Origin of the sequence: Roseobacter sp. MED193, from assembly GCF_000152965.1 — a bacterium.
GTDB lineage: Bacteria > Pseudomonadota > Alphaproteobacteria > Rhodobacterales > Rhodobacteraceae > Pseudophaeobacter.
The window spans coordinates 3,696,839-3,712,187 of the sequence record NZ_CH902583.1; the positions used below are offsets into that span (position 1 = coordinate 3,696,839).

The 15,349-nt window shown below is 58.2% G+C and carries 17 protein-coding genes; 9 read left to right on the forward strand and 8 right to left on the reverse strand.

Going from position 1 to position 15,349, the window contains the following annotated elements:
- Positions 1 to 122: 122 nt before the first annotated feature.
- Positions 123 to 1,355 carry an alanine--glyoxylate aminotransferase family protein gene (locus MED193_RS20140; RefSeq protein ID WP_009811625.1) on the forward strand — a complete coding sequence of 411 codons (1,233 nt, stop codon included), beginning with the start codon at positions 123 to 125 and terminating at the stop codon, positions 1,353 to 1,355.
- Between the two features lie 113 nt (positions 1,356 to 1,468).
- On the opposite strand, the gene MED193_RS20145 is transcribed toward MED193_RS20140, so the two are convergent.
- Both MED193_RS20145 and MED193_RS20150 read right to left on the reverse strand, forming a co-directional pair.
- Positions 1,469 to 1,696: a hypothetical protein gene (locus MED193_RS20145; protein WP_009811626.1), complete on the reverse strand. Its 228-nt coding sequence runs from the start codon at positions 1,694 to 1,696 to the stop codon at positions 1,469 to 1,471.
- Between the two features lie 129 nt (positions 1,697 to 1,825).
- Positions 1,826 to 2,950, reverse strand: a complete 1,125-nt coding sequence (locus MED193_RS20150) for a pyridoxal phosphate-dependent aminotransferase (protein ID WP_039966457.1) — start codon at positions 2,948 to 2,950, stop codon at positions 1,826 to 1,828.
- A gap of 94 nt (positions 2,951 to 3,044) precedes the next feature.
- On the opposite strand from MED193_RS20150, the gene MED193_RS20155 reads away from it, so the two are divergent.
- Entirely contained in the window at positions 3,045 to 4,127 is a 1,083-nt protein-coding gene (locus MED193_RS20155) for an SMP-30/gluconolactonase/LRE family protein (protein WP_009811628.1), read from the forward strand.
- A gap of 132 nt (positions 4,128 to 4,259) precedes the next feature.
- Positions 4,260 to 5,045 (forward strand): crotonase/enoyl-CoA hydratase family protein, encoded by a 786-nt coding sequence (locus MED193_RS20160; protein ID WP_039966460.1) that lies wholly within the window; start codon positions 4,260 to 4,262, stop codon positions 5,043 to 5,045.
- Between the two features lie 128 nt (positions 5,046 to 5,173).
- Here the strand turns inward: MED193_RS20160 and MED193_RS20165 are convergent, their stop codons facing one another.
- Positions 5,174 to 6,130 (reverse strand): NAD(P)-dependent oxidoreductase, encoded by a 957-nt coding sequence (locus MED193_RS20165; RefSeq protein WP_009811630.1) that lies wholly within the window; start codon positions 6,128 to 6,130, stop codon positions 5,174 to 5,176.
- A 132-nt stretch (positions 6,131 to 6,262) separates the two neighbouring features.
- Here MED193_RS20165 and MED193_RS20170 point away from each other — a divergent pair, with 132 nt between their 5' ends.
- Positions 6,263 to 7,156: a LysR substrate-binding domain-containing protein gene (locus tag MED193_RS20170; RefSeq protein WP_009811631.1), complete on the forward strand. Its 894-nt coding sequence runs from the start codon at positions 6,263 to 6,265 to the stop codon at positions 7,154 to 7,156.
- A gap of 6 nt (positions 7,157 to 7,162) precedes the next feature.
- Here MED193_RS20170 and MED193_RS20175 read toward each other — a convergent pair whose 3' ends face one another.
- The 5 genes from MED193_RS20175 to secG all read right to left on the reverse strand — a co-directional run bounded on the left by MED193_RS20175 (position 7,163) and on the right by secG (position 11,757).
- Entirely contained in the window at positions 7,163 to 7,912 is a 750-nt protein-coding gene (locus MED193_RS20175) for a nuclear transport factor 2 family protein (protein WP_009811632.1), read from the reverse strand.
- A gap of 107 nt (positions 7,913 to 8,019) precedes the next feature.
- Positions 8,020 to 8,916, reverse strand: a complete 897-nt coding sequence (locus tag MED193_RS20180) for a fructose bisphosphate aldolase (RefSeq protein WP_009811633.1) — start codon at positions 8,914 to 8,916, stop codon at positions 8,020 to 8,022.
- A 213-nt stretch (positions 8,917 to 9,129) separates the two neighbouring features.
- A complete protein-coding gene (locus MED193_RS20185; RefSeq protein WP_157041433.1) occupies positions 9,130 to 9,402 on the reverse strand; it encodes a hypothetical protein in 273 nt (90 codons plus the stop codon).
- 157 nt (positions 9,403 to 9,559) lie between these two features.
- The gene (locus MED193_RS20190; protein WP_009811635.1) at positions 9,560 to 11,203 is read right to left on the reverse strand and encodes a CTP synthase; all 1,644 of its coding nucleotides are present in this window, start codon (positions 11,201 to 11,203) and stop codon (positions 9,560 to 9,562) included.
- 179 nt (positions 11,204 to 11,382) lie between these two features.
- Positions 11,383 to 11,757 carry a preprotein translocase subunit SecG gene (gene secG, locus MED193_RS20195; protein WP_009811636.1) on the reverse strand — a complete coding sequence of 125 codons (375 nt, stop codon included), beginning with the start codon at positions 11,755 to 11,757 and terminating at the stop codon, positions 11,383 to 11,385.
- A gap of 184 nt (positions 11,758 to 11,941) precedes the next feature.
- Between secG and nthA the strand changes: the two genes are divergently transcribed.
- From nthA to MED193_RS20220, 5 genes are all read left to right on the forward strand, one after another.
- Entirely contained in the window at positions 11,942 to 12,589 is a 648-nt protein-coding gene (nthA, locus tag MED193_RS20200; protein ID WP_039966467.1) for a nitrile hydratase subunit alpha, read from the forward strand.
- Complete coding sequence (gene nthB, locus MED193_RS20205; RefSeq protein ID WP_039966471.1) at positions 12,586 to 13,278, forward strand: nitrile hydratase subunit beta; 693 nt, start codon at positions 12,586 to 12,588, stop codon at positions 13,276 to 13,278. Before nthA ends, nthB begins: the two co-directional genes overlap by 4 nt.
- Positions 13,275 to 13,607 carry a nitrile hydratase accessory protein gene (locus MED193_RS20210; RefSeq protein ID WP_009811639.1) on the forward strand — a complete coding sequence of 111 codons (333 nt, stop codon included), beginning with the start codon at positions 13,275 to 13,277 and terminating at the stop codon, positions 13,605 to 13,607. The genes nthB and MED193_RS20210 overlap by 4 nt, the downstream gene beginning before the upstream one ends.
- A gap of 141 nt (positions 13,608 to 13,748) precedes the next feature.
- Positions 13,749 to 15,062: an adenylosuccinate synthase gene (locus MED193_RS20215; protein ID WP_009811640.1), complete on the forward strand. Its 1,314-nt coding sequence runs from the start codon at positions 13,749 to 13,751 to the stop codon at positions 15,060 to 15,062.
- Entirely contained in the window at positions 15,062 to 15,295 is a 234-nt protein-coding gene (locus tag MED193_RS20220; RefSeq protein ID WP_009811641.1) for a DUF2842 domain-containing protein, read from the forward strand. The genes MED193_RS20215 and MED193_RS20220 overlap by 1 nt, the downstream gene beginning before the upstream one ends.
- The last annotated feature ends 54 nt before the right edge of the window (positions 15,296 to 15,349 follow it).

Sequence of the window (15,349 nt, forward strand, 5' to 3'; positions counted from 1 at the left end):
TTAGGGCTGCGAATAGAGGTTTTCCAAGATTGACCTCAGCAAAGCACAGGCTAGGGTTGCCGTGAATTCACCTGGTCGCGGCCCGCTAAGAGCAGGTCTCGATCCCATTTGGGACAGATAAGATGCGTACAATCTCAAACCCATCGGGCGGGCGGCCCTATTTGGCAATTCCAGGACCATCGGTGATTCCGGATCCGGTACTGCAGGCGATGCATCGACCCTCCCCCAATATCTATGCGGGAGAGCTGTTGACCTTGACGGACAGTCTGGTCCCGGACCTCAAGGCCGTGGCAGGAACCGCTCATTTTGTGGCGATCTATATCTCCAATGGTCATGGGGCCTGGGAAGCGGCGCTGATGAATACGCTGCAACCGGGCGATAAGGTACTGGTCCCGGCCTCTGGGCGCTTTGCCATTGGCTGGTCAGAAATGGCCGCAGCTTTGGGGATTGAGGTCGAGCTGATTGATTTTGGCACGGCCGCAGCCTGGGACCTGAACAGGGTGGCTGAGCGCTTGGTGGCGGACAAGGCCCACGAGATCAAAGCGGTGCTGGGGGTGCATGTGGATACTTCCAGCTCAATTCGCAACGATTTCTCGGCCCTGCGCACTGTGATGGACGAGGCAGGCCACCCTGCTTTGTTGATGGCGGATTGCATTGCCTCGCTGGGCTGTGACCGTTTTGAAATGGACGCCTGGGGCGTCGATGTCATGGTGGCTGCCTGCCAAAAGGGGCTGATGACGCCAGCGGGGGTGAGCTTTGTCTTTTTCAACGACAAGGCGGCAGAAGCGCGGGCCTGTTTGCCCCGGATCAGCCGGTATTGGGATTGGCACCCACGCGCCAACCCGCAAGAGTTTTATCAGTACTTTGGCGGCACGGCACCGACGCACCACCTATTCGGATTGCGGGCGGCTCTGGATCTGATCCACGCCGAGGGGCTGCCACAGGTCTGGGCCAGGCATGCACAATTGGCGCAGGCGATCTGGGCAGCCTGTGAGACCTGGGGGCAGATTGATGATCCCGAACAGGGGCTGCGGATGAACGTGACAGATCCGACCTTGCGCTCGCATGCGGTGACTGCCCTCCACCTGCCCACGCCGCGCGCCAGCGAGCTGCGCCAATGGCTGGAGCAGAATCTCGGCTTGACGCTAGGGATTGGTCTGGGACTGGCCCCTCCGGACAGTCCAGAATGGCATGGTCATTTCCGGCTGGGCCACATGGGCCATGTGAATGGCCAGATGATCATGGGGCTGCTGGGCGGTGTTGAGGCGGGGCTTCAGGCGCTCAAGATCCCGCATGGGAGCGGTGCGTTGAGTGCTGCGGCGCAGATTTTGGCGAGACCTAAGCCGCGAAAGTAGGGCCGCGAGGGCGAGATCCCGAAGGTGTCTCATTCGCTTGGCGCGCCAGTGCCAGGGCGCCTAAGTGTTCTGCGCAGGCTTGTAGGGTCAAGGGGCGGAGGGCCGCGCGCCTTTCAGGTCTCTGGGTGCTGAAGATGATCCTCGAGGCGGTCAATGAGATGGTTCAGAAACAAGGCAAAAATCAACACCGGCACCATGCCAAACAGCATCCAGCCGGCAAAGAAGACCCACATTAGATTGAGCCCTACAAAAGAGAGCGCGGCAGCGAAGAGATCAATCGGTTCTTGTTGCTGCTCAGAGTCGGTCTGCTGCGCATTTCTATTCTTGTCATCATAGTCCATAGCGAGGCCTCCTGGGTGTCTACCCTAAGAAGCTAGCGCGTGAGGGATGAAAGTCCGGTAAAACGCCCACGAATTCTGTGATGCGCCCAGGATTGGGGCGTTTGCAGGCCGTGCAGGCGTGGGGCCGCGTCAGGTGTCGGAGGCAGAAGCGCCTCTGGCGTCTTTCAGAGCAACAGGCAGGGCTGCTGCAAAAAGCGCGAGGTCTTCGTCGGGCCCGCAGCTGACCCGGATGCAGCGGTTTTGGGGCGCGGCAAAGGGCATACGGACAAAAACGTCCTGTTCTAAGAGCGACTCCAATACGGATTTGGCAAAGGCACCATCCTGGCCGCAGTCGATGGCGACAAAATTAGTGGCGGACGGTAAGGCGGTTAAACCATTTTCCGCCGCAATCTCGGTAATATGGGTGCGAGCGGAGGCAATTTCCCCCCGCACATGGGTCAGCCAGCTCTCGTCCTGGAGGGCCGCCAATGCGCCAGCCTGGGCAGCGCGGTTCATGCCAAAATGGTTACGCACTTTGTTGAAGGCCTGGATCAGATCCGCTTGCGCCAGGGCATAGCCGACCCGAGCGCCCGCCATGCCATAGGCCTTGGAGAAGGTCCGCATGCGAATGACACGGGGATCATTGATATCCACTGGTGCTGCAGTGCCCTCAGGCGCGCATTCTACATAGGCCTCGTCCAGCAAGAGCAAAGCCCCCTCAGGCAGTTGTGCCAGGGCATCGACAATGTCTTGCCCGCGATGCCAGCTGCCCATTGGGTTGTCGGGGTTCGACAGGTAGACCAGCTTGGCGTTGACCTCTGCTGCTTTGGCAAAGAGCGCCTGTATGTCTTCGTGGTCGTCGGCGTAGGGCACCATATGCAGGCTGCCGCCAAACCCTGCCACATGGTAGTTGAAGGTGGGGTAGGCGCCTTGCGAGGTGACAACTGCGTCGCCAGGGCCAATCAGCAGCCGCACCAGATAGCCCAGCAACCCATCGATGCCTTCGCCAACAATGATATTTTGCGCCGGGATGTCGTGATAAGCCGCCAACGCCTGGATGAGATCATGGCTTTGGGCATCGCCATACTTCCAGATTTCCTCTGCCGCCTGTTGCATCGCCTCGATCGCCAGTGGGGAGGGGCCAAAGATGTTTTCGTTGGCCCCAAGTCGGGCGGCAAAGGCTTTGCCACGGCTGCGCTCCTGAGTTTCTGGGCCGACGAAGGGCACTGTGGAGGGCAGGGACTGGGCAAGCGGGGTATAGCGAGGCGTTTTCATGCAGCGCAGATAGCGCGAATTGTCATGCTGCGGCAAGGCTTGCGTGCAGTCACAACTCAGAGCAGACTGGCGCAAATTTAACGGGAGATTTGGAATGAAAAAGGCTTTTCTGGCGGTATTCGCCTTAGGGTTGGGGTATTTGACCCTTTGGCCGGTCCCCTTGACTCCAGAAGTCTATGAGCCGCTCAAGGCGCCGGCCTTTACCGGTGATTTTGAGAGCAATGATGCTATGGCAGCCCTGGAGTTGGTTCTACTGCCAGATGCGGCTGTGGGCCCCGAGGATTTGGCCGTTATGCCTGATGGCACGGTCTATACCACTGACCTTGCGGGGAAGCTCTATCGGATTGACGGTGAGGTTCCGGAATTGATCGAGGATCTGGGAGGCCGCCCGCTTGGGCTCAAGGCTGGGCCTGACGGCGCGCTATACATAGCAGACAGCTATCGCGGTATTCTGCGCTGGACTGGGCCGGGGCGACTGGAAACCCTGGTGTCAGAAGTGGCGGGCGCGCCGCTTATCTATGCGAACCAACTCGACATTGCGCGTGACGGCACGATCTATTTCTCAAATTCAACGGACCGTTTTGACCCTGAACTCTTGGGCGGTACCAAGCCGACCTCAGTCATGACTGTTTGGGAGCAATCCAACAGCGGCTATGTGGCACGCCGCCTGCCGGATGGCACGGTCGAAAAAATCGCCGATGGCTTTGTTTATACAAATGGGGTTGCTCTGTCGCAGGCTGAGGATTTTCTGCTGATCAATGAAACCGGGCGGGCGCGGGTGCACAAACTCTGGCTCACGGGGGACAAGGCGGGGGAGCGGGAGTTGTTTCTCGGCAATCTGCCTGGCTATCCTGACAACCTGGAACGACAGGGAGACGGAACCTTTTGGCTGGCCTTTGCCAGCCCGCGCCTGCCCTCGGAAAAGCTGATGCCCTATCCGTTCCTTCGCAAGGTCACCTGGCGTCTGGGAGATCTGGTGCGCCCCGCTCCTGTGCATCGGGGCATGGTGATACAATTTGATGAAAACGGAAATATCCTGCGCAACCTGCAAGATCCCTCGGGGCGGTTTGGCGTCACAACCAGTGCGCTGCAGGTGGGCGCGCAGTTCTATGTCATGTCGCTGGATGGGCGCGGTTTTGGCCGCGGCATGGCAGCAGATCTGCCGCCCCCACAGTGAGCCTGGCCCTGGATCCGGTTTGACGGCCCAGACGGGCACGGGACGCAGGGGCATTTTCCCCGGCGTTATGCTGGATCATACGGAGCATCCGGGGCAGTCTTTAGGCAAATGAAACAGGCAGGAGGTGCCACCATGGCGCGGGTTTCCGTTGAGATCAAAGATCATATTGCGCATGTCACGCTTACGCGCGGAGACAAGATGAATGCTCTGGATGATGCCATGGTCAAGGGTATTTTGGAAGCTGGTGCGCAGGTTGCAGCCTCGAATGCGCGGGTGGTGGTGCTATCGGGAGAGGGAAAGAGCTTCTGTGCCGGGCTGGATCTGATGAGCTTCATGTCGATGGGCAAAACCGATCCAGAGGCCTGGTTGATGGAACGTAGCCATCACGATGCCAATGAGATGCAGGAGGTGTCAATGATCTGGCGCCGTTTGGAGATCCCGGTCATCGCAGCGCTGCAGGGGGCCACCTACGGGGGCGGGTTGCAATTGGCGCTGGGTGCGGACGTTCGGATTGCCGCCCCTGATACCAAACTGGCGGTGATGGAGATGAAATGGGGTATCATCCCCGATATGGGCGGGATGGTGCTACTGCCCAAACTGGTGCGCTCTGATGTTCTGCGCCAGCTCACCTATACGGCAGCGCCGATCTCTGCGGAGCAGGCTGCGACCTGGGGGCTGGTGACCTCGATTTCTGACACCCCCCTGGCAGCGGCGCAGGAACTGGCTGCCGAGATCGCAGGCAAGGGACCCAATGCCATCAGAGCCGCCAAACGGATGATTGACTATGCTGAATCCGGTGCCTCGCAAGCCGAGGTTCTGCTGCGCGAGAGTGCTGAACAGGTGAAGCTGATCGGTAAGCCAGAGCAGATGGAAGTTATCGCCGCACAGATGCAAAAACGTGCTCCGGTCTTTAAATGATGCAGGCCCGCCCTATATCGATTCTAACAGTCCTCCCTCCCAGACTGTTTTGACTTCTCTCCTTGCACTTTGTTGGGGATGACGAAGCAAATGGCGGCGCCAGATCCCTGACGCCGCCTTCACTTTTCCTACCCCACCGCTTTGCCCTGAGGCACTACCTCGTAGCCGGGGGCCTCGGCTTCGTCATCGGTCATTTCCGGTGGAAAACCTGGGGCTAGGATTGACAGGCCGGTAGCGTCTTCGAGGCGGCGAATGATGTTGGGCGACAGTTCACGCTCGCCGTATTTGGCTATGCCATCCTCAAAAATCTGCACGATCATTGGGCTGATTTCCAAGGGCACACCGTTACGTTCAGCAATTTCCTGAAACAGGCCCACGTCCTTTTTCACTAAATCCATCGTGAAAGAGATATCGCGGCTGCCATTCAGAATAACCTGGCTTTCGGTGACGTGACTAAAGGAGTTGCCCGAGCTGATCTTGATCGCCTCGTAGGCAGTGTTGAGATCCATCCCAGCCGCCTTTGCGGTCACCAGCGCCTCTGCGTTGGCAACCAGATGCACGGTGGCCAGATAGTTGGTTAGTACCTTCAAGACCGAAGCCGAGCCCAGCTCGCCAGTGTGCAGGATGCGCCGCCCCATCGTGGTGAGGAACGGCAGGATCCGTTCAAATGTGGCGCGGTCACAGCCGGCAAAGATAGCGATATTGCCGGTATCCGCGCGGTGGCAGCCGCCAGAAACCGGGCAATCCACAGCCGCGCCACCTGCGGCAATGACCAAACCTCCCAGGCGTTTGGCCTCGGCTTCGTCGGTGGTGGACATCTCCATCCAGATCTTGCCCTCTTTCACCTCGGGCAGCATTTCCTGCATCACCGCATCCGACGCAGCAGGCGATGGGAGGCAGGTAATCACAGCATCACAGTCGCGCATCAACTGCGCCGGGCTGGTCCCGGCCTTTGCGCCTTTGGCGACAAACTGCGCAACCAGATCGGAGTTCAGATCATGCACCGTGAGGTCAATGCCATTGCGCAACAGAGAGCCAGAGAGCTTGGCTCCGACATTGCCCAGACCGATAAATCCAACTTTCATTTTGTGCTCCCAGATCGCTATCGCGCCTACCCAAGCGGCGTGGCGCCAATTCGTTGACGCAAGAAAACCCGCGACGAGCGGGAAGTAAAATGATAAATCTTGGCAGAAATACCCAAATAATATTGGTGATAAATGGATGACCGCCTCTCGAACCTGACTTGGCTGCGCACGTTTGAGGCAGCTGCACGTCTGCTGAATTTCACCGAAACTGGACAAGAACTGGGGCTGACCCAGACGGCCGTCAGCCTGCATATCCGCTCATTGGAGGCACGGCTGGGCAGCAAGTTGTTTTATCGTCAGGCACGGCGGTTGGAGTTAACCGAGATGGGCCAGGCCTATGCGCTGACAGTGCGTCAGGCGCTGGGGGACATCTCGCTTTGTACGACGCGGTTGTTTGGGGCTGAAAGGGCGCGAACCTTGACGGTGCGGGTGCCGGTTTCCACCGCTGCACTATGGTTGGCGCATCTATTGCCGGAATTTGCGGCGCGCAACCCCGAGATAAACATTCGGCTGGTGTCGAATATCTGGACCGAGCCGGAGCCTCGCGACGACGTCGATGCTGATGTGGAAATTCGCCTGGGCCATGGCAATTGGGAGGACGGTACCGCGCTGCGGCTGTCGCAGGAATGCATTGTACCCGTCTGCGCCGCTGGGACTGCCCAGCCAAGTTCTGTGTCAGAACTGCTGCAGGGGCCATTGATTCATATTCTGGGCTACGAAGACCACTGGGCCCGCTATTTTGCCGCACATGAGTTACCCTATGCCAGTGGACAGGCTCGGTTTTCCGTGGACACGTCTATCTCAGCCCTGCAATTGGTGGCGGGCGGTGGCGGTTATGCCACGGTGCTGGCGCGCTTTGCCAGGTTGTCGATCGCGCGGGGGTTGGGGATTGCTATTGCTGGGCCTGAGATGCCATTTCAACAATCTCACTATCTGATCCGGCGCAACGCCCGTGGTCCGCTCAGACCCGAAGTGCAGTTGTTTGAGAACTGGCTGGTGGAGATCTTTGCCCGCTCTGAACGTTAGCCGCGATCAGAACTTGCCGTTGTCGTTCTTCCATTCTGCGCGCGGGGGCACGGTTTCTGTGGTGTTCCACTGCTCAACGATCGTCCCCTCAGACAGGCGGAACAGGTCATAAAAGCTGGAATGCACATCACCCTGCCAGCCTTCGCTCACGCAGAGCACAAAGTTCCCTTCTGCCAGCACCCGATGGACCTGACTGTAGCGCAGCGCCTGTCCGACATCCTGAAGGGCAGCGGAGAGCGCAGCGACGCCATCGCCGATCTTTGGGTGATGTTGCAGCAATTTCGGGTGAACATAGTCTGCGATCCTGTGAAACTGCCGTTCGATACAAACGGTTTGCACAAACCCGCGTGCCAGGGCTCTGTTTTCTTCGGTCTTCTCTAGATCGGTGATCTCGGTACTGCCATCCAACATGCCGCGCCCAGAGAGGTTTGGTGGCTGGTTCGGTTGGATATTATCCCAATGCTCTACAGCCTGGCCATTTTCAAAGCGAAAGACCTCAAAGGCCACGCGCAGACTGGCGAAGTCATATTCATTATGGGCAAAGGCAAAATCTCCGTCCTCAAAGACCCGGACAAATGTCACTTTGGGATCTGTCTTGGAGAGCCGCGCAAATAAGCTGGCAATGCCTTCGCTGCCCTCATGGGTTTGCGGGTTGTGCTGGATGTATTTTGCCTCGTTGACCACGGCTGCGGCCATAGCGTCGCCAGTTTCGATCCCCTTGAGAAAGGTTTGAAGCAGTTCTTTCTTGGATGGCATCCGGTTTCCCCCGCTTGCTCGTTCGCGCAGCATAGGTCGAATTTGAGCGCAAAAAAAGACCGCCCCAAGGGGACGGTCTGAAATCTGGTCTGATCAGCAGCCTTTGCCTAGAGCGAGGCCTGGTAGATCTTTTCGATGTTGGAGCCCAGAGCTCCGTTGTATTCATCATCGGACATTGAGACATTCAGGCCTTCGGTCAGCGCGCGGCTGAAAGAGGCGATCATCTTGCTGTTCTTGGACAGTTTCTCGCAGGCGTCATCGGTGCTGTAACCACCTGACAGGGCGACAACGCGGACCACGGCGGGGTGATCTGCCAGGGAGTCGTAAAGACCAGCCTCGTTGGGGATGGTCAGCTTGAGTGAGACCTTGGTGCCCTCGGGCAGCGCATCGAGTTGATCCTTGATTTCAGCCTTGAGGAAGATCTCAGCCTCACCCTTGGTTGGGGAGTTGATATCGACTTCAGGTTCGATGATTGGCACCAGGCCGGCAGCGGCGATCTGTTTACCGACCTCAAACTGCTGAGCCACCACGTTTTTGATACCCTGTGGGTTGGCTTCTTTGACAACCGAACGCATCTTGGTGCCAAATATGCCCTTTTCAACGGCGCGTGCCAGTAGCGCGTCGAGCTCTGGCATCGGTTTCATCATCTGTACACCATCGGCCTCATCCGCCAGGCCCTTGTCGACCTTCAGGAAGGGGACCACACCGCATTTTTCCCACAGGTAGGTCGGAACAGGGGTGCCATCGATGGCGTTATCCATAGTTTTTTCAAAGAGAATCGCCCCGAGGATCTTGCCAGAGCTGAAATCGGGGGCGCAGATGATACGGGCGCGCATCTTCTGGATTTCGCCGAACATTTCTTCGTCGTTGGAATAGGCATCTTCGGTAACGCCGTATAGGCCAAGCGCCTTTGGGGTTGAGCCGCCGGATTGATCCAGTGCGGCAATAAAGCCGCCACCAGTTGCGATACGGTCAAACTGTTCCTGGTTAATCTCTTGCGCCATGATCCGGTCTCTCCGCGAAAAACGTTTATTATCTGGCCCTGTCTATAGCGTGCTCGCCGCAAGAAACAAGTTGTGGCTGCAAGCGCTTGCGCTAACGGGCGCAGGAATCGTCTATCCCTGCCACAGCAGGCCCTAAATTTCCGCATCCACGGCCGCGCGTTGGTTATTTTTGCCCAAAGGCCAAGCCAGTTGTGACAGAAACCCCAGAGAAATTCAGCCGTTCTCGCAGGCGTCGTCGGATAGGATCAGCCCCAGGGGGCCGCCCATGTCGAGTTTGCCTTCTTTCCTCCAATCCCGAATAATGTCGCGGGTCTCTCCTCTGTCGAAGCCGTGCTTGGGTAGGATGTCGTCTGCTTCGACATCAGTCATCTTGCAACCGTTGTCGCGGATCAGCTGCATCAGCAGGTCGGATCGGGCAGGATCAACCTCTTCGGCAAGGGCCGCGGTGGTGAGGACAAGGAAAAGGGCAACGCAAATCTTGCGCATAGGGAACTCCTGAAAATCACAATATTCAATGGGCTGATTGGGCCATAGCAGCAGGCGTTCTACAAGTTTTAGGTGCGGGGAAATCCAGTGGGGGAAACGCAAAAACCGGTGGGTCACCCCCACCGGTTTTAGATTTCGTTTCAAGCGTCAAGGCGAATTAGACCAGCCGCGAGGCCTCCTTTGCGGCGCGCACAAAGCCGTCAAACAGCGGATGTGGGGCAAAGGGTTTGGATTTCAGTTCTGGATGGAACTGAACGCCGATGAACCAGGGATGATCGCTCCATTCAACGATCTCCGGCAGGCGGCCATCGGGGGACATCCCCGAGAACTGGAGCCCACAGGACTCCAGCTTTTCTTTGTATTTGGTGTCGACCTCATAGCGGTGGCGGTGACGCTCTTCGATATGGGTGCTGCCGTAGACTGCTGCGACATTGGAGCCCTCGGTCAGGGTGGCGTCATATGCGCCCAGACGCATGGTGCCCCCTTTGTCGTCATCTGCCTTGCGCTGGACCTTGTGATTGCCCTGCACCCATTCTTTCAGGTGATAGACAACAGGCTCAAACCGCTTTTTGCCGGCTTCATGGTCGAACTCTTCGGAGCCAGCCTCGGAGATGCCTGCGACATTGCGCGCGGCCTCGATAACGGCCATTTGCATGCCAAGACAGATGCCCAGATAGGGCACCTTATGCTCTCGGGCATATTGTGCCGCTTTGATCTTGCCCTCGGTACCGCGCTCACCAAAGCCGCCGGGGACCAGGATGGCATGGAAACCTTGCAGATGCGGGGTGGCATCCTCGCGGTCAAAGAGTTCAGCGTCGACCCATTCAATCTTGACCTTGACCCTGTTGGACATGCCGCCATGCGTCAGTGCCTCAGCGATAGACTTATAGGCGTCTTCCAGCTGGGTATACTTACCCACGATAGCCACCCGGACTTCGCCTTCGGGATTGTAGATGCGGTCGGCCACATCTTCCCAGCGGGCAAGGTTCGGTTTTGGGGCCGGGGAGATGCCAAAGGCATCCAGAACTGCCTGGTCCATCCCTTCGCGGTGATAGGCCAGGGGAGCCTCATAGATGGACTTCAAATCCTGCGCGGCGATCACGCTGTCAGGGCGAACGTTGCAGAACAGGGCCAGCTTTTCGCGTTCTTTCCGCGGGATTGGACCTTCGGATCGACAGACCAAGATGTCTGGCGCCAGACCGATGGAGCGCAGTTCCTTGACGGAGTGCTGTGTCGGCTTGGTCTTCAGCTCACCGGAGGCCTTGATGTAGGGCAGCAGAGTGAGGTGCATGAACAGGCATTGGCCGCGTGGCTTGTCCTGGCTAAACTGGCGGATCGCTTCAAAGAAGGGCAGGCCTTCGATGTCGCCGACGGTGCCGCCGATCTCACAGAGCATGAAATCAACTTCGTCTTCGCCGATCGAGATGAAGTCTTTGATCTCGTTTGTCACATGCGGAATCACCTGGATGGTCTTTCCCAGGTAATCGCCGCGGCGTTCTTTCTCCAGAACATTGGTGTAGACACGCCCCGAAGAGATCGAGTCGGTTTTGCGGGCTGGCACACCTGTAAACCGCTCATAATGACCCAAATCCAGGTCGGTTTCTGCGCCATCGTCGGTCACAAAGACTTCGCCATGTTCAAACGGGCTCATGGTGCCGGGATCGACGTTTAGATAGGGGTCCAGTTTGCGCAGACGGACTGAGTAGCCACGCGCCTGCAAAAGAGCCCCAAGAGCGGCAGACGCCAGGCCCTTGCCAAGCGATGAAACCACACCACCAGTGATAAAGATGAAACGCGCCATGAGTGTTCGGCTGCCCCCGTGAGAAGTCAGAAAATAGCTGCCCGACGGTTGTAAAAAACCGCTGCATCACGGGGCTACACATATATAGGATTCGCGCGGCATGCGCAAGAGAACCGCAAGATGCTGTTACGGTTCTCTACCAAAATTCTAGGTCTTGTAGGTCGTCGTCGGCTTAGGTCTTAGTCGGCGCTGGGAACCAGCGGCGCATTGTCGCCTTCGGCTGGAGGCAACAAATCGCTGCCCAAAGGCGCGATTGGAGCTGCCGGAGCATTGCCACTCTCGGTGGTGCTAGGAAGGATGCCATCAGCAACCGATGATCCAGCGGATTTCTTTGCCGCCAGAACGGTCAGAGTAATCGAGGTGCAGATGAAGCAGATCGCCAGCACCCATGTCACCTTGCCCAGGGCTGTCGCAGCTGAACGGCCAGACATGGCCCCGCCACCACCGCCACCACTGCCCATACCCAGGCCTCCACCTTCGGAGCGCTGCAGCAGCACGACGGCAATCAGGCCAAGAGCCAAGAGAAGATGGATGATGAGAACAACGTTTTCCATAGGTTCCTGCGGCTGTTGGCTAAACTATCGGGCGGTAAATAGGCAAGAATGCCGACAGGGGCAAGGGCTCAGTTTCGATTGTTGGCACAGACTTGGTACAGAGCGGCCCTGGCCCGGTAAAACTGCGCAGAATCACGGGAAAAGTGACTGGACGTAGGTGTGGGCGTTGGGGCAGGCTGAAGATATGCCTCATGACCATTCTGACCACCCGCATGCTTTGTTACCCTCTGACCCTGCTTTGCGGGTTAAGGCGCTAGAGACGATTCTCACCCGGAAAGGCCTGATCGACCCAGCCGCGTTGGATGAGATCATTGATACCTATCAAAACAAGATCGGCCCCCAAAACGGTGCCCGGGTTATTGCCCGCGCCTGGAGCGATCCGGCCTTTAAGAAAGCCATATTAGCGGATGCTGACCCCGTCCTCGCTGAACTGGGGTATTATGGCCGACAGGGCGAACATATGGTTGTCGTTGAGAATACCCCCACACAGCATAACATGGTCGTCTGTACCCTGTGCAGCTGTTACCCGTGGCCGCTGCTGGGTATTCCGCCGGGGTGGTACAAATCCGATGCTTACCGCGCCCGCGCGGTCAGGGAGCCCCGCAAGGTTCTGGCGGATTTTGGTGTGACCCTGCCAGCTGAGACGGCGGTGCGGGTCTGGGATTCGACAGCAGAAGTTCGCTATCTGGTGCTGCCTATGCGCCCCGCAGGCAGTGAAGACCTCGACGAAGACGCGCTTGCGGCTTTGGTCTCTCGTGATTCGATGATCGGAACCGCGCTTGCCTCGGCACCCAGCGGCGGTTCTGGGAGCATCATCGGAGGTTCATCATGAGCCGCGTACACGACATGGGCGGGCGATTCGGTGACGGAGTCGTGATGCCAGATGCCCCGAATGCGCCGATCTTTGCCACAGACTGGCATGCTCGTGCCCTCGCGGTTACCCTGGCCTGCGGCGCCTTGGGTAAGTGGAATATCGATATTTCGCGCCATGCCCGTGAACGGCTTTCACCAAAAGACTACTCTCGGTTTTCCTATTATGAGAAATGGATCTCGGCATTGGCGGATCTATTGGTTGAGACGGGGGTCTTGACCCGTGAAGACCTAAGAGGACAGGACGATGCGAGCGTGCATGCCTTGGCGTCCAAGGCGCTCAGGGCGGAGGCTGTAGCAGCCGTTCTAGCCAAGGGTGGCCCCGCCAATCGCGACAGCCGTATTGCGGCCAGCTTTACCCCAGGCGATAGGGTCAAGACCCGCCATCCGGGCGGCAGCGCGTTGGTTGATGGGGGCCACACCCGACTGCCAGGCTACGCAACGGGGGCTTGCGGGGAAATCCTGCTGCAACATGGTGCTCATGTTTTGCCAGATAGCAACGCCCATGGGCTAGGGGAGGCGCCAGAGCCGCTTTATGCTGTTGTTTTTAAGGCCTCTGAACTCTGGACCCATCCGGAACACCCCAAGGACGAGGTGGTGCTGGATCTGTGGCAAAGCTACCTAGAGCCTGCTCCGGAGGGCGCGGAATGAGCGACTGTATCGGCCACAGCGCCCCTGAGCCGGTTTTCGAAGAACCCTGGCATGCACAGGTCTTTGCGCTCACCGTTGCCCTGAACGAGGCCGGTCGTTTCAGCTGGTCGGACTGGGTTGCACGCTTTTCTCAGACGCTGCGCCGAAACGGGCTTAGCCGTGAGCTGGATGGTGGGGCTGACTACTTTGATGCCTGGCTTGAAACGCTGGAGGCGATTCTCGCCGAGGCGGGAAACGCCAGCCCGCAGGAGGTGGCTTTGGTACGCCGCGACTGGGAAGAGGCCTATCTGAGCACCCCACATGGCGACCCGGTGCATTTGGCGGGCTGATAGGATCGCTTGTTCGGCAGGGGCTTTGGCGAATGTAACGCTTCTGCGTCGATTTAACGGTTTCCTCGCGCGCGTGGCATCGCTATACGGGGCTCTGGTTTCCACCAGCATACATTCTAACCAGCATACAAAGGACCTGAAATGGCCAATGTCGTGGTAGTCGGCGCCCAGTGGGGCGATGAAGGAAAAGGCAAGATCGTTGATTGGCTCAGCGAACGCGCCGATGTGATTGCGCGTTTTCAGGGCGGTCACAATGCCGGCCATACGCTGGTCATTGACAGCAAAGTCTACAAATTGCACGCGCTGCCCTCGGGCGTGGTGCGCGGTGGCAAGCTGAGCGTGATCGGCAATGGTGTGGTTCTGGACCCCTGGCATCTGCTGAAAGAGATCGAAACTGTGCAGGCGCAGGGTGTCGAGATCTCGCCCGAGACCCTGATGATCGCCGAAAACACCCCGCTGATTCTGCCGCTTCACGGCGAGCTAGATCGCGCCCGCGAAGAGGCTGCCTCCAAGGGCACCAAGATCGGCACCACCGGTCGTGGTATCGGCCCCGCCTATGAAGACAAGGTAGGCCGCCGTGCCATCCGCGTTGCTGATTTGGCGGATGCGGCCACTTTGGAAGCCCGTGTGGATCGCGCGTTGCAGCACCACGATCCCCTGCGCAAGGGCCTGGGCATCGAGGCCATCGACCGCGATGCGCTGGTGGCCCAGTTGAAAGAGATCGCGCCGAAGATCCTGCCCTATGCGGCGCCCGTCTGGAAAGTGCTGAATGAAAAGCGCAAAGCCGGCAAACGCATCTTGTTTGAGGGCGCACAGGGCGCCTTGCTGGACATCGACTTTGGCACTTATCCCTTTGTCACCTCGTCTAATGTTATCGCAGGCCAGGCCTCTACCGGTGTTGGCATTGGTCCGGGTTCAATTGATTATGTGCTGGGGATCGTCAAAGCCTATACCACTCGCGTCGGAGAAGGCCCCTTCCCAACCGAGCTGTTGGATGCTGAGGGCAAGCCCGACGCCGATGGGGAACGGCTGGGCACCCGTGGTCATGAGTTTGGCACCACCACCGGCCGTCAGCGTCGCTGTGGCTGGTTTGACGCCTGCCTGGTGCGCCAGACCTGCGCCACTTCCGGCATCACCGGCATTTCTCTGACAAAGCTGGATGTGTTGGACGGCTTTGAAACGCTGAAAATATGTGTGGGCTATGATCTGGACGGCACCCGACTGGACTATCTGCCCACCGCCGCCGATCAGCAGGCGCGCTGCACCCCGATCTACGAGGAAATGCCCGGTTGGTCTGAATCGACCGAAGGCGCGCGCAGCTGGAACGATCTGCCTGCAAATGCGATTAAATATGTGAAACGTGTGGAAGAGCTGATCGAATGCCCCGTTGCATTGCTTTCCACCAGCCCGGAGCGGGACGACACCATTTTGGTGACCGATCCCTTTGCTGACTGATGTCGGATAAACCGGGTCTCAGCTACAAGGCGCGCCGCCGTTGGGCGCTGGTTGTCTTGTTGATCGGTATGCCGCTCTATATCATCGTGGCGGTTAACGTGGTGAGCCTGTTTGAGCGGCCGCCGATCCTTGTGGAGCTGCTCATCTATGCGGTTCTGGGGGTGCTTTGGGTGCTGCCGTTTAAATTTGTCTTTCGCGGTGTCGGCAAGGAAGACCCTGATGCCGAAGAATAGGCGCTATGGCACCTAACTCAGACCATAAATAAAGGCCCGATCGGAATTCAATCC

Excerpts from the sequence above, each read along its gene's own strand:
- MED193_RS20140 (WP_009811625.1), top strand. The coding sequence starts at position 123 with ATGCGTACAATCTCAAACCCATCGGGCGGGCGGCCCTATTTGGCAATT.
- MED193_RS20145 (WP_009811626.1), bottom strand. The coding sequence starts at position 1,696 with ATGGACTATGATGACAAGAATAGAAATGCGCAGCAGACCGACTCTGAG.
- MED193_RS20150 (WP_039966457.1), bottom strand. The coding sequence starts at position 2,950 with ATGAAAACGCCTCGCTATACCCCGCTTGCCCAGTCCCTGCCCTCCACA.
- MED193_RS20155 (WP_009811628.1), top strand. The coding sequence starts at position 3,045 with ATGAAAAAGGCTTTTCTGGCGGTATTCGCCTTAGGGTTGGGGTATTTG.
- MED193_RS20160 (WP_039966460.1), top strand. The coding sequence starts at position 4,260 with ATGGCGCGGGTTTCCGTTGAGATCAAAGATCATATTGCGCATGTCACG.
- MED193_RS20165 (WP_009811630.1), bottom strand. The coding sequence starts at position 6,130 with ATGAAAGTTGGATTTATCGGTCTGGGCAATGTCGGAGCCAAGCTCTCT.
- MED193_RS20170 (WP_009811631.1), top strand. The coding sequence starts at position 6,263 with ATGGATGACCGCCTCTCGAACCTGACTTGGCTGCGCACGTTTGAGGCA.
- MED193_RS20175 (WP_009811632.1), bottom strand. The coding sequence starts at position 7,912 with ATGCCATCCAAGAAAGAACTGCTTCAAACCTTTCTCAAGGGGATCGAA.
- MED193_RS20180 (WP_009811633.1), bottom strand. The coding sequence starts at position 8,916 with ATGGCGCAAGAGATTAACCAGGAACAGTTTGACCGTATCGCAACTGGT.
- MED193_RS20185 (WP_157041433.1), bottom strand. The coding sequence starts at position 9,402 with ATGCGCAAGATTTGCGTTGCCCTTTTCCTTGTCCTCACCACCGCGGCC.
- MED193_RS20190 (WP_009811635.1), bottom strand. The coding sequence starts at position 11,203 with ATGGCGCGTTTCATCTTTATCACTGGTGGTGTGGTTTCATCGCTTGGC.
- secG (WP_009811636.1), bottom strand. The coding sequence starts at position 11,757 with ATGGAAAACGTTGTTCTCATCATCCATCTTCTCTTGGCTCTTGGCCTG.
- nthA (WP_039966467.1), top strand. The coding sequence starts at position 11,942 with ATGCCTCATGACCATTCTGACCACCCGCATGCTTTGTTACCCTCTGAC.
- nthB (WP_039966471.1), top strand. The coding sequence starts at position 12,586 with ATGAGCCGCGTACACGACATGGGCGGGCGATTCGGTGACGGAGTCGTG.
- MED193_RS20210 (WP_009811639.1), top strand. The coding sequence starts at position 13,275 with ATGAGCGACTGTATCGGCCACAGCGCCCCTGAGCCGGTTTTCGAAGAA.
- MED193_RS20215 (WP_009811640.1), top strand. The coding sequence starts at position 13,749 with ATGGCCAATGTCGTGGTAGTCGGCGCCCAGTGGGGCGATGAAGGAAAA.
- MED193_RS20220 (WP_009811641.1), top strand. The coding sequence starts at position 15,062 with ATGTCGGATAAACCGGGTCTCAGCTACAAGGCGCGCCGCCGTTGGGCG.